11 protein-coding genes are annotated in these 12,658 nt (G+C 63.2%); 6 read left to right on the top strand and 5 right to left on the bottom strand.

The genetic code is table 11. The annotated features are described in order from the left end of the window. The first annotated feature begins 8 nt into the window (after nt 1-8). On the top strand, nt 9-1,274 hold the full coding sequence (locus FHX11_RS19130; protein WP_184359503.1) for an ABC transporter substrate-binding protein: 1,266 nt from the start codon (nt 9-11) through the stop codon (nt 1,272-1,274). A 71-nt stretch (nt 1,275-1,345) separates the two neighbouring features. On the opposite strand, the gene FHX11_RS19125 is transcribed toward FHX11_RS19130, so the two are convergent. Then, nucleotides 1,346-2,329 carry a substrate-binding domain-containing protein gene (locus tag FHX11_RS19125; RefSeq protein ID WP_184359501.1) on the bottom strand — a complete coding sequence of 328 codons (984 nt, stop codon included), beginning with the start codon at nt 2,327-2,329 and terminating at the stop codon, nt 1,346-1,348. Between the two features lie 251 nt (nt 2,330-2,580). Between FHX11_RS19125 and FHX11_RS19120 the strand changes: the two genes are divergently transcribed. After that, a complete protein-coding gene (locus tag FHX11_RS19120; RefSeq protein WP_184359499.1) occupies nt 2,581-3,501 on the top strand; it encodes a 3-hydroxyacyl-CoA dehydrogenase in 921 nt (306 codons plus the stop codon). Between the two features lie 36 nt (nt 3,502-3,537). On the opposite strand, the gene FHX11_RS19115 is transcribed toward FHX11_RS19120, so the two are convergent. Then, the gene (locus FHX11_RS19115) at nt 3,538-3,993 is read right to left on the bottom strand and encodes a MarR family transcriptional regulator (RefSeq protein WP_184359497.1); all 456 of its coding nucleotides are present in this window, start codon (nt 3,991-3,993) and stop codon (nt 3,538-3,540) included. A 74-nt stretch (nt 3,994-4,067) separates the two neighbouring features. On the opposite strand from FHX11_RS19115, the gene FHX11_RS19110 reads away from it, so the two are divergent. Continuing rightward, complete coding sequence (locus FHX11_RS19110) at nt 4,068-5,228, top strand: NAD(P)/FAD-dependent oxidoreductase (RefSeq protein ID WP_184360620.1); 1,161 nt, start codon at nt 4,068-4,070, stop codon at nt 5,226-5,228. Between the two features lie 54 nt (nt 5,229-5,282). Here FHX11_RS19110 and FHX11_RS19105 read toward each other — a convergent pair whose 3' ends face one another. Further along, nucleotides 5,283-6,869: an aldehyde dehydrogenase (NADP(+)) gene (locus FHX11_RS19105; RefSeq protein WP_184359495.1), complete on the bottom strand. Its 1,587-nt coding sequence runs from the start codon at nt 6,867-6,869 to the stop codon at nt 5,283-5,285. A 246-nt stretch (nt 6,870-7,115) separates the two neighbouring features. Between FHX11_RS19105 and FHX11_RS19100 the strand changes: the two genes are divergently transcribed. After that, nucleotides 7,116-8,615 (top strand): mechanosensitive ion channel family protein, encoded by a 1,500-nt coding sequence (locus FHX11_RS19100; RefSeq protein ID WP_184359493.1) that lies wholly within the window; start codon nt 7,116-7,118, stop codon nt 8,613-8,615. A 31-nt stretch (nt 8,616-8,646) separates the two neighbouring features. On the opposite strand, the gene FHX11_RS19095 is transcribed toward FHX11_RS19100, so the two are convergent. Continuing rightward, nucleotides 8,647-9,258, bottom strand: coding sequence for an NAD(P)H-dependent oxidoreductase (locus tag FHX11_RS19095; protein WP_184359491.1), 612 nt, complete (start codon nt 9,256-9,258; stop codon nt 8,647-8,649). A gap of 78 nt (nt 9,259-9,336) precedes the next feature. Between FHX11_RS19095 and FHX11_RS19090 the strand changes: the two genes are divergently transcribed. Then, nucleotides 9,337-9,954 carry a helix-turn-helix domain-containing protein gene (locus FHX11_RS19090; RefSeq protein ID WP_184359488.1) on the top strand — a complete coding sequence of 206 codons (618 nt, stop codon included), beginning with the start codon at nt 9,337-9,339 and terminating at the stop codon, nt 9,952-9,954. Between the two features lie 24 nt (nt 9,955-9,978). Here the strand turns inward: FHX11_RS19090 and FHX11_RS19085 are convergent, their stop codons facing one another. Then, nucleotides 9,979-11,523 (bottom strand): carboxypeptidase, encoded by a 1,545-nt coding sequence (locus FHX11_RS19085; RefSeq protein WP_184359486.1) that lies wholly within the window; start codon nt 11,521-11,523, stop codon nt 9,979-9,981. A gap of 213 nt (nt 11,524-11,736) precedes the next feature. On the opposite strand from FHX11_RS19085, the gene FHX11_RS19080 reads away from it, so the two are divergent. Beyond that, complete coding sequence (locus FHX11_RS19080) at nt 11,737-12,468, top strand: dienelactone hydrolase family protein (RefSeq protein ID WP_184359484.1); 732 nt, start codon at nt 11,737-11,739, stop codon at nt 12,466-12,468. The last annotated feature ends 190 nt before the right edge of the window (nt 12,469-12,658 follow it).

Below are 12,658 nucleotides of genomic sequence, written 5' to 3'. Positions count from 1 at the left end.
AACGAGCGATGAAGCATATCACCCAGATTCTCGCCGCCGCGGCCATTTCCATGGTCGTGTCGGTCCCGGCCTACGCCGAAACCACCTTGACGGTTCACTATCCCATGCCCGGCTTCTTCAAGAACGTGATGGACACGATCTCGAAGAAGTTCATGGAAGAAAATCCTGATATCAAGATCCAGTTCGCCGCGCCTTCGGCCACCTATGAGGAAGGCATCCAGACCATCCTGCGCCAGGCCGGCACGAGCGAAATGCCCGATGTCACCTTCATCGGCCTCAACCGCCTGCGCATGATGGACGAGCGCAACGTCGCCGTCGATCTCGGCCCCCTCGTCAAGAAAGAGGGCAACATGGCCGAGCAGGGCTTTTCGGACACGATCCTGAAGCTCGCCCAGGTCAAGGGCAAGCAGGTCGGCCTCGCCTTCGCGACCTCCAACCCGATTATGTACTACAATGCCGACCTGGTGAAGGCTGCCGGCGGCAACCCGGACAACCCGCCGAAGACCTGGGATGAGGTCATCGCGCTCGCCGGCAAGATCAAGGCGCTCGGCAACGGCGTCGACGGCATGGACTTCCGCTGGCAGGGCGACGACTGGATGTTCTCCGCCCTCCTCTTCGGCGCCGGCGGCAAGATGCTGAGCGACGACGAGAGCAAGGTCGCCTTCAACGGTCCCGAGGGCCAGAAGGCCGTCGAGATGATCCAGCGCTTCGTCAGGGAAGGCGGCATGCCCGTCTTCACCAAGGCTGCAGGCGAACAGGCCTTCGCGGCCGGCAAGGTCGGCTTCGAATTCCAGACCACCGGCGCGCTCGTCAACACCATCAAGAACGTCGGCGCGAAATTCGACCTGCGCACCGCCAAGCTGCCGCTGATCGATCCGGTCAACGGCCGCCTGCCGACGGGCGGCAATGCCGTCGTCATCCTGACCCATGATCCGGTCAAGGAAGAAGCCGCCTGGAAGTTCGCCAAGTTCGCCGCCGGCCCCTATGGCGCCTCGGTCGTCGTTCCCGGCACCGGCTATGTTCCGAACAACGAACTCGCCGCCAAGTCGGCCGACTATCTCGGCGACTTCTACAAGAAGAACCCGCTGTTCCAGGCAGGCCTCAGCCAGATGCCCGTCATGATCCCCTGGTACGCCTTCCCCGGCTCCAACGGCGTCAAGGTCACCCAGACCATCGTCGACAACCTCTCGCGCATCGTCGATGGCTCCGCCGAACCGAAGGAAGCACTCGACGACGCCGCTTCCGACGTCGAAGGCCTGCTGCCGCGCAGCTGATTGCTCCGATCTCGTTTGAAGATTGCGCCGCCTCTCTTCGGGAGGCGGCGTTTTCATAAGCGGCTATTTGCTCACGACCGAAGGGTGAGATCCCGCACCGTCCCGCCCGCGCGCAACCGGTAGGGCACGGTCAGATGCCGCGGCGGCGCGGCGTTTTCCGCCATGTCGAGCAGCAACGAGGCGGCTGCCGCCCCCATGGTACCATCCGGTATCTCCACCGTCGTCAGCGAAGCCTCCGTCAGCAGGCCAAGCGAAATCCCGTCGAAGCCCGCCACCGAGATGTCGCGCGGGATGGAGAGGCCCTGGCGCCGCAGCGCGCCCATTACCCCGAGCGCCAGAAGATCGTTGGAGGCGATGATCGCCGTCGGGCGCAGACGCGAGACGGCATCGGAGAGATCGAGCTGCTCCAGGCTGCTGATGAAAGAGATTTCCAGGGCATCGAGAGGCTGCTGCCCAGCCGCCGACATCGCCCTGAGATAGCCGAGATAGCGCAGCTTGGCCCGGTCCGATGCCGTAAAATGACCGGAGATGAACAGGATGCGGCGATGCCCCTTGTTCAGCAGATGATCGGTCAGATCCCGGCCGGCACCGAAATTGTCGGTGGCGACGGCGGCGGTGAAGCGGGCCGTCGGCAGATTGCCAAGCAAGACGGTCGGTGGCAGGGCAGAGGACAGCGCCGGGCTGTGCTCGGGATCGCAGACGGTCAGGATCAGGCCGGTCGGCTGCTGCTGAAGCAGCGAGGCCACGGCATCGGCCTCCTGCGCCGGATCATAATTCGACTGCGCGATCAGCACGCTATGGCCGGCATGCATGGCCCTGTTCTGGATGCTGGACAGCGACGCCGCGAATACCGGATTGGTGATGCTCGGGATCAGCACGCCGATCGCCGGCCGCCCATTGCCGGTGCGGCCACCGGCGCGGTAGCCAAGCTCTGCCGCCGCCCGGCGCACCCGCCGCACCATCTCATCGCTGGCCGGACCGCTGCGGTTCAGCACCCGGCTGGCGGTCGCGATCGAACAGCCGGCCCTGAAGGCGATTTGCTGGAGCGTCGACATGATCTCATGCACCTCAGGCGTCAGATCCCTGCCTCGAGGCAGGCATCCCCAAGGAATGGCGGGGATTTATATCAGACCGATGACAGTTATTTGACGGTGCCTCGTCCCGGCCGCGACATCTGCGCCCTTGATATTTGCTGCGGCGCAACAGATGGTCCTCATGATCGCCGCGACGAATGATGCTGTCATCGATCGATGCCATGATTGCCGCGCTGTGATCCGCAGATCCGACCCTTTGAAAGGATGCTCTCATGTCTGAAGCAGAAGCACGGACGCCTGCCACTTCCACCGACACGACCGAAAGGCTGTTCTTCCTCGATATCAACGACGGCCGAATTCTTTCCTCCGCCATCGACGGCACCGATCTGAAACTCATCGTCCAGCGGCCGGGCCGCAGCCCGGACGGCATCCTCGTCGACAGCGAGAACGGCTGGATCTACTGGACCGAGATGGGCACCGACTACAACGCCCATGACGGCTCCATCGAGCGCATGGACCTCGACGGCGGCAACCACATCACCCTGATCCCGCCAGGCAGCACGCTGGTCACGCCGAAGCAGATTCAGATGGACCGCGACAACGGCAAGCTCTACTGGTGCGACCGCGAAGGCATGCGTGTCATGCGCGCCAACATCGACGGCAGTGACATCGAGACCCTGGTGCAGAACGGCGACAGCCCGGAAGATAGCGCCGATATCGAACGCTGGTGCGTCGGCATCGCGCTGGACCTGCCGCTCGGACAGATCTACTGGACGCAGAAAGGCCCGCCGGATGCCGGCCTCGGTCGCATCTTCCGCGCCGGCATCAATATCCCCGTGGGTGAAACCGCCACGAACCGCAGCGATATCGAAGTCCTGCTGGACAAGTTGCCGGAGCCGATCGACCTTGAGCTCGATCTCGCCACCCGCGCGATCTACTGGACCGATCGCGGCAACCTTCCGCGTGGCAATACCGTCAACCGCGCAGAGATGGATAATATCGCCGCAACGTCCGAGGTCGTTCTCGAAGGTCTGGACGAAGGCATCGGCCTCTCGCTCGACCTGCCGAACAACCGCATGTTCTTCACCGACATCGGCGGCAATCTCTATTCCGCCAGCCTCGACGGCTCGGGCGAGCGCGAACTGCTGCATCACGCGGGCTCGTTCACGGGGATTGTTTATGCCGAAATCTGAACGCTGAAAATACGAAGCGTGCGGACAAATGCGCGCCTAGGATGCATCCTCCTCGGCAACCATCCGATCCAGATTCTCGTTCAGGCGCCGCATCAATTGAAGCAGCGTTTGAACCTCGTCCCTGCTGAAGCCTTCGAGAACCGCCTCGCGCCTTTCCTCCAGGGCTTGGCGCGCGGCCGGAAGCTTGGCGATCGCCGCATCGGTTAACGATATGAAGCTGCTGCGACCATCAGTCGGATCGGGCGCGCGCCGGATCAATCCGTCCCGCTCCATGCGCGCCAGCATCTGGGCCATGGACGGCTGCTCGATCTTGGCAAACTTCGCCAGCTCTTTCTGCGACATCTGCGCTCCATCCCTTAAAAGATAAAGTACCGGCAACTGACCGATGTTGAAGCCCAGCGCCTTCACTCGGCGCTCGCCAAGACGCGAAAAGGCGCGCGACGCCATGTTGATCAGCGGCCCTGGCGTATCGAACAAATCCCAATCTGTCATTTCCGAACCACTTGCATAGGTGCCTATGTTAATTTATATAGGTACCTATGTACGAAATTGTGAGAAACTTGTCCATGACATCCTATCCCCGCATCGCCATTGTCGGCGCCGGCCCTGGAGGGCTGACGCTGGCTCGCATCCTCCATCAGGGCGGTGTCTCTGTCACCGTCTTCGAACGTGAAGAACATGCCCTCGCCCGGCCACAGGGCGGAACGCTCGACCTGCATCTGGAATCCGGCCAACTCGCGCTCCGCCGTGCCGGCCTCTACGACGAATTCCTGACGATCGCCCGCTACGAGGACCAAGGAAACCGGATCTATGACAAGGACGGCACGCTGCTTTTTGCTGACGACGACGCCGGTGATTCCGAAAGACCGGAGGTAGACCGTACGGCGCTACGACAAATCCTGCTCGCCTCCCTGCCAAAAGAAATCATCTGCTGGAACCACAGCCTGCGCGAGGTGCTCCCGCGTGACGACGGCACATACGATCTGGTCTTCGAAAACGCAACAATCGGTCCCTTCGATCTCGTCATCGGCGCCGATGGCAGCTGGTCCAAGGTCAGATCGTTGGTATCATCATACCGCCCGCAATACAGCGGTATCACCTTCATCGAATTTGGCATCGACGATGTCGACACCCGCCATCCTGACCTCGCTGCATTTGTCGGACACGGGAAGATTGACATCAAGGCAGCCGGAAAAGGCCTTACCATTCAACGCAACGGCAACGCCCATCTCCGAGGCTACGCGATCTTCCGCGTACCGACCGACTGGGCCGACGAGACGTTCGACTTTGCCTCACCGGCGAAAGCCCGCACACGTCTCGCCGCGGAATTCCAGGGCTGGGCACCAAGTATCGTAAAGCTTGTCGAAGCCAGCAACGACCATATCGTCTCGCGACCGATCTATGCTCTGCCGGTCGGCCACCACTGGCAGAACCGCATTGGCATAACACTCCTCGGCGACGCCGCGCATGTCATGTCGCCTTTTGGCGGCGACGGCGTGAACGTTGCGATGTTGGACGCGGCGGAACTCGCCCGCCACCTTCTCGAAAGCGACGACTGGGAAAAGGCCGTCAGGACCTATGAAGCCGACATGTTCGAACGCGTCATCGAGCCAGCCGAACATGCTGCAGAGGCCGTCGCCACCGAGCTGTCCCACCTCGAAGCGGAGCCCTTGCTCCAGTTCTACAGAGCGCATCTCGAAGTCCGCCAGCAAGGTTCGACGGCATAACATCCGACAAAAAAGAAGCGGGCCAATGGCCCGCCTCCAAAAGTCCAGCTTCGTTTAATAGCCCCCGCGCACGCCATCCAGCAGATGCGGCAGACCCTTGACGCCATCATCGCGCAGCTCAACCGGCAGCAAGCCGTCCGGAATATCCTGATAGGAAACCGGGCGCAGGAAGCGGCGGATGGCGAGCGTGCCGACCGAGGTCGTGCGGCTGTCCGAGGTCGCCGGGAACGGCCCGCCATGCACCATGGCGTGGGAGACCTCGACGCCGGTCGGCCAGCCATTGGCGAGGATACGGCCGGCCTTGCGCTCCAGCACCGGCACCAGCTTGGCGGCAACGGCATGGTCGCCGGCCTCGATCTGAAGCGTGGCGGTGAGCTGGCCTTCCAGCTTCTCGGCGACGGCGATCATCTGGTCGATATCCTTGCAACGCACCAGCAGGCTCGCGGCACCGAAAACCTCGTGGCCAAGACGTTCGTCGGCGAGGAAATGCGCGACATCGGTCTCGAAGAAGATGCCAGGGCTGCGGTTGACGCCTTCGGCCGGCGCACCATGGGCAACGGTCTTGACCGCCTCATGCTCCGCCAACGCGGCGACGCCCTTGTCGAAGGCAGCGTGGATGCCGGGTGTCAGCATCGGTGCCGGCGCCCGGCCGGTCAGCGCCGTGCTGGCGGCATCGACGAAGCGGTCGAGGTCGGGGCTGTCGATGGCGAAGACCAGGCCGGGATTGGTGCAGAACTGGCCGGCTCCCAGCGTCAGCGAATCGATGAAGCCGGTCCCGATCGCCTCGGCACGCGCCGCCAGCGCCGCCGGGAACAGGAAGACCGGATTGACGCTGCTCATCTCGGCATAGACAGGGATCGGCTCCGGACGGGCCGCGGCAATGGCACCGAGCGCCAGACCGCCGCCGCGCGAGCCGGTGAAGCCGACCGCCTTGATGCGGGGATCGCGCACCAGCGCGGCACCTGTCTCATTGGCGCCCGTCAGCAGCGAGAAGGTGCCTTCCGGCAGGCCGCAGGCGGCGACGGCAGCCTGGATGGCGCGGCCGACAAGCTCGCCCGTGCCGGGATGGGCAAGGTGTCCCTTGACGACGACCGGGCAGCCGGCGGCAAGCGCCGAAGCGGTGTCCCCACCGGCGACCGAGAAGGCGAGCGGAAAATTACTGGCGCCAAAGACGGCGACCGGGCCGAGCGGGATCTGGCGCAGGCGCAGATCCGCGCGCGGCAGCGGCTTGCGCTCCGGCAAGGCCGGATCGACGCGCAGGTCGAGCCATTCGCCGGAGCGAACGACTTGCGCGAAGAGCCTGAGCTGGCCGACGGTGCGGGCGCGCTCGCCCTGCAGGCGGGCGACCGGCAGGCCGGTCTCTTCGGTGGCACGCTCGATCAGCGCGTCACCGATCTCCATGATCTTGTCGGCAATGGTTTCAAGAAAGATCGCGCGCGCTTCCGGCGTGGTGGCGCGATAGGTGTCGAAGGACCGTTCCGCCAGGGCGCAGGCGCGCGAAACTTCGCTTTCGCCGGCAACCGCGAAAGCCGGTTCCAGATTCGCGCCGGTCGCCGGGTTGATGGCACGGATGGATTTGTTGTCGCCGGTCGAATCCGCGCCGATCAGCAAATCGCCGCTAATCACAAAAGACTGTGTCATGGGTATTCCTTGAATGATGCCGGGACGCTGGGAGGTGCGCCCGTTGCAAGCAGATAGCAGGATGGAATGACAGATGTAAGATGATAATCGTCATCTAAATATCAAGTCCTGCCCAACGAGATGGATCTCGGCAGCCATGCCCGAGATCGGCAAGCCTGGACAGACGGAGCCAGTCATCGCCATATGGCATTGCGCGCCGGTTCGTGCCAATTTACCGGCCATCCGAATGACTGACCACGGCCCCTCATGTCCATTGCGCTTCTTGCGGATCCCATCGTCCAGTTCTGCATTCTGGTGGTCGTCGGCACCGTCTTCAGCCGCGTCCTGCTGCGCCATCATCGCGCCGGGCGGCTGATCGGGCAGATCGCCTTCTTCTTCAGCCTGACCGCGCTGCTGCTCTACCACGGCATCGTACCCTATGAGCCCGGCCCGCCGCAGGATACGGTGGCGCTGCGGATTTTCACCGGCTTCGCCAAGATGGTCTGGTGGATCAACGCCGCCTGGGTGCTGATCGCCTCTGTGCGCCTCTTCCTCATCTTCGAGCGCAAGCCGCGCGAGGGCCGGCTGCTGCAGGATCTCGTCGTCGGCATCATCTATCTCGGCGCCATCCTCTCCATTATCGGCAATGTCTTCAGCGTCCCGATCGGCACGCTGATCGCCACCTCCGGCGTCTTCGCCATCATTCTCGGCCTGGCGCTGCAAAGCACGCTCAGCGACGTCTTCTCCGGCATCGCGCTCAACCTCGGCAGGCCTTACTCGGTCGGCGACTGGGTAGTGCTGGAAAACGATGTCCAAGGCCGCGTCGTCGAGACCAATTGGCGGGCTACGCATCTGCTCAACGGTAGCAACGATCTCGTGGTGATCCCGAACAGCACGCTCGCCAAGACGCGAATCACCAATCTGTCGAGCCCCGACGAGAGCCATGGCGTCACCATCACTGTCCGCGTCCAGCCGACCACACAGCCCAACGTCATCGCCGAGGTGATGCGCAACGTGCTGATCAGCTGCAATACGATCCAGAAGACGCCCGAACCCAGCGTGACGGTGGAGGCAATGGACGGCCAGGCCGTGGAACTGCAACTGAGCTTCCGCGTCCGCGACCTATCGCAAACCGCCGCCGCCAAGAACGAGATCTATGACCTCATCTATCGCCATTCGAAAGCGGGGGGCCTGAAGCTTGCCGGTCGTCCCGACTCGATCATGGCGGTGCCGGAGGTGCAAACGGAAGCGGCGGAAGTCGCCCGGCATCCGGGCACGCCCTGGCGGCTGCTCAACAACATCCCGCTGTTCTCGTCGCTGACCGAGGACGAAAAGGAGCATCTGGCCTCGCATATGCAACGCCGCACCTATCACAAGGATACCGTGATTGCCGAACAGGGCACGCGCCTGAATGCCCTGACCATCGTGCGCTCCGGCGTCGTCAGCGTCAGCCGCCGCGAAGGGCAGCGGCAGATCGAGCTGACACGGCTTGCTCCCGGCGATTATTTCGGCGAAGGCGGCCTGCTGATGGGCGCCGGCGAGGTCGGCACGATCAAGGCCTTGACCTTCGTCGTCACCTACGAGATCGGCGAGAGCTGTCTGGCGCCGCTGCTGCGCGATCGCCCCTCGCTGGCGGAGGAGCTGGGCGCCATCATGTCGAAACGCATCGAAGCCGAGCGCCATCTCTTCGGCGCCGGCGACATGCTGGTCAACGGCGCTCCCGTCAGCTCACTGAGCGCCCGCATCAAGCATCTGTTCCAGATCTAGCACGATTAGACGCTGTTCGATGCCACGGCCGTCACGCCGCCTCGGCCGGCCGAGGCGACCTGAAAAGATCATGGCCGATGGCGCGTGCCGTATCCAGATGCGTGTCCTGGAATGACGCGCCCGGCTCGAGCAGAAGCTCGGAGGTTACGACCTGCGCCCCGCAATAGCCGAAAATCCCGTGATCGATCTGCGTCTTCATCGCGCCGAAATAGCCATGCCGCGCATAGGTCCGCATGCTGGCCCCGCCGATGGCGATCAGATGAACCCGGAGATGGCCAAGCCTTTTCACCGATTTGCCGTCCGATCCTTCGTCATAGGCCCAGCCATTGGTGAACACCCTGTCGATCCATCCCTTCAGAAGCCCCGGCATCGACCACCAGTAGACGGGGTAGACCAGCACGAGCGCATCGGCGCGATCGATCCGCGCCTGCTCGGCAGCGACATCGGGCGCGGCGGCAGCCTCCCGCAAATGGAGAGCGATGTCGGCTGCCGTAAATCTCGGGTCGAAGCCTTCCGCCGCCAGGTCGGCGATCTCGAAGGAATGCCCGTCGCCGGACAGCGACACACCTTCGGCCGCCTGCGCGGCGACGCTGTGGCTAAGCGACTGGCGATCGGGATGCGCAACAACGATGAGCGCGTGCATGGCAAAACTCCTGAAAGATGATTGCGAACAAGGGGAACATCTTATATACTTTTAGTAAGTTACTTTTGGTATATAAGAATGTCAAGCGCTGAAGACAGAGAACAATCCGCCGCCTCACCCCCGCGCCGCCGGCTGACGCGGGAAGAGCGCCATCGCCAGCTTCTGGACGTCGCATGGCGGATCGTCCGGGAAGAAGGCACGGAAGCCCTGACGCTCGGCCGCCTCGCCGAATGCGCCAGCATCACCAAACCCGTGGTTTACGATCATTTCAGCACTAGGCCCGGCCTGCTCGCCGCGCTCTATCAGGATTTCGACATCCGGCAGACGACGGTCATGGATGCGGCACTTCAGGCAAGTGAACCAACCCTCGCCGGCAGGGCAACGGTGATTGCAACGGCCTATGTCGAATGCGTGCTTGTACAGGGGCGGGAAATCCCCGGCGTGATCGCGGCTCTGGCCGGTTCGCCGGAGCTTGAAAAGCTCAAGCGCGACTATGAAGTGGTGTTCATCGGGAAATGCCGGGCCGCCCTTGCCCCATTCGCCGAGGCAGGCACCGTTGCTTCCGCAGGCCTTTGGGCGATGCTTGGGGCTGCCGAAGCCCTCTCCTATGCCGCCGCGACCGGTGACATCACCGCCGCCGAGGCAAAGCAGGAATTGTTCGAAACGATCCTCGCGATGGTCGCCAGGAATGCTTGAGCGTAGAAACGCCGGACGGCAGACCTAATTTGATTGCTCGGCCGGTGCCGCTGCCTGCGGCCTCGTCGTGAAGAATGTCTTGGCATCGCTGGTGAATGCCGCGCGGGAAGCCGGCCGCGTATAGAACATGTGCCCGCCCCGATAGAGCTTCAGCGCCACGCGGTCGGCAAAGGCCGCCGGCATATGATCGAGGACATATTTGTTGACGCCGAAGGGTGTGACGATATCGCTGTAGCCTTGCGCCACGAGGAGCCTGAAGGACGGCACCAGCGCCAGCGTTTCCTTGAGATCGTCCGTTGCGCTGGCCGTGAGCCGCGATCCGCCGTTGCGCCCGCCCCAGTTCCATTGCTCGTTCACGGAACGCGACAGCAGCGCATAGGTCATATCGGTGCGAAAGCCGAGTTCATCACGCGCATAAGCCGAAAAAGCACCGCCATAGGCGCGCACGAAACCATCGAGGATGGGATCGCCGCCATGCGCCGCCTCCGATTCGGGATAGGGGTCCGGCGCCAGGAAGGAAGCATCATAGGAACTGACGACGTCCGCGCCGTCGCCATCGGAATGTTTGCGATAGGCCCCGCCGATAAGGCCCTGGTTCTTCGCGACCACATCTTCGGGAATGCCGGTCAGGCTGGCCACGCGCCCATAGAAGGCGCGGCCGGCCTCGCCCGACGGCGGCGGCCCCGCAAGAGCGGGCAGATAGTCTTTCAACGCAAACTCCTGCGCCTCCCTGACCCCCTCTTCGCTGAAGACATCGCGCCGCTCCATCTCGGCGGCGACCAGCGACGGCAATGCGAGCGCAGCGCCAAGCGCGAATTCGCTCGCGCCGAAGACCAGCCGTCCCTCGATCAGCGGCGACAGCATGACAATGCCGGAGATAAGGATTCCCTGATCCTCCCTCAGGCTGGTGGCGACCTTGGCCGCCCGCAGCCCGCCATAGCTTTCGCCGAGAATATATTTCGGCGAGGCGCCGCGGCCATTATGGGCGACATAAAGCGCGACGACTTTTGCGAGGCTCTCGGCATCCGAACGCATATTGTAGAACTCGTTGGCGCCATCCGGCTTGACCGTGCGACTCCAGCCGGTGCCGACCGGATCGATCAGCACGAGATCGGTGAAATCCAGCCAGCTTTGCGGATTGTCGATGAGCCTGGCATTGGCGCCGTCGCGGCCGTCCGGGCCGAAATCCAGAACGCGCGGACCGACAAGGCCGAGGCTGAGAAAAGCCGAAGCCGCCCCCGGCCCACCATTGAAGACGAAGGTGATCGGCCGATCATTGCCCCGGTCCTTGGCGACATAGGCGGTATAGAAGATTGCCGCGTTGCGCTCGCCGTCCTGGCCGAAAAGATCGAGTGTGCCGGCCGTCGCGGTATAGGAAATGCTCCCACCCGCGGCATTCAGCACATGATCGCTGACCGCGTCGGCCGGCAGCAGCGAGAGGACGCCCGCGCGTCCACTGCCGCCGCTATTGCCGCCACCAGCCCCCGGCTCCGGCGGCGCTGCCATGGCGAACGTCGAGACGAGGGAAACAGCCAGCGCCAGGGCCGGAACCGTTCGGCGAAACGACATGGAACGCATCCTCCCTCGACAGGTGGCATCGATACCCAGCCTCTAATACTAGCCTACCGGCCACGGAGGCGGGAGTTCAAGAGATGTTGATCGCCGGTGCGCCCACCCTGTCGCTTTCACGGGAAGGTGCTATTGAGCACCGCCGAACCATTTGCAAGACTGCCCGCAAGCCGGGGGCACAATATTCCGACCATGATCGCAAGGAACCCGACGATGAAACAGGATATCGAAATCACGACCGAAGATGGTGTCGCCAGGGCCTCCCTCTTCCGCCCCGGCAATGGTATCGACGCCCGAAGCGGCATCATTTTCTACATGGACGCCATGGGACCGCGCCCATCGCTGTACGGCATGGCGCAGCGGCTTGCGGACGCCGGTTACATCGTGCTCCTGCCCGATCTCTTCTATCGCTTCGGCGAATACGGCCCGTTCAGCGGTACAGCCTTCGGTGATCCTGCATCCCGCGAGGCGATCATGACGATGCTGCGCGCCACGACGCAAGGAATGACCAAGCAAGACAGCGCTATCTTCCTCGATACGCTGACCGCCGCCGGCGCGACAGGCCCGGTCGGCGTCGTCGGCTACTGCATGGGCGGCGCCCGCGCGCTGACGGCGGCCGCATCCTATCCCGGCCGCATCGCCGCGGCCGCCAGCTTCCATGGCGGCAATCTCGCCGGTGACGCCGAGGACAGCCCGCATCGCATCGCCGCCGACATCAAGGCCCGCGTCTATATCGGCGTCGCCGGCGTCGATACCAGCTTCCCGCCGGAACAATCCGCCCGCCTTGCCGAAGCGCTACGCATCGGCGGTGTCGACCATGCGATCGAAAACTATGTCGGCATGGGTCACGGCTGGACCGTTCCCGACCACGGCGCCTACAACGAGGTCGGCGCCGAGCGGCACTGGAAGCGGCTGCTGACCTTGCTTGGGGAGACGCTGGCCTAGAGTAATTCCAGGAAAAGTGCGAAGCGGTTTTCCGTCCGGAATTGCGTAAAAACAAAAAGTTAGAGCGTTTCGGCGATTCTCCGAAGCGCTGAAACGCTCTAGGCTGTGGTGACGAATTAAGGGTTTGGGATTTCCAAGAAGGAGCAAATCAGATTCAAGGCTGACTTTTGGAGTTCGGTCATGGATATCG

Origin of the sequence: Rhizobium sp. BK602 (assembly GCF_014195095.1) — a bacterium.
Taxonomy (GTDB): domain Bacteria; phylum Pseudomonadota; class Alphaproteobacteria; order Rhizobiales; family Rhizobiaceae; genus Rhizobium.
The sequence above is the reverse complement of the archived record's forward strand: the minus strand, read 5'-3'. Positions and strand labels throughout refer to the sequence as shown.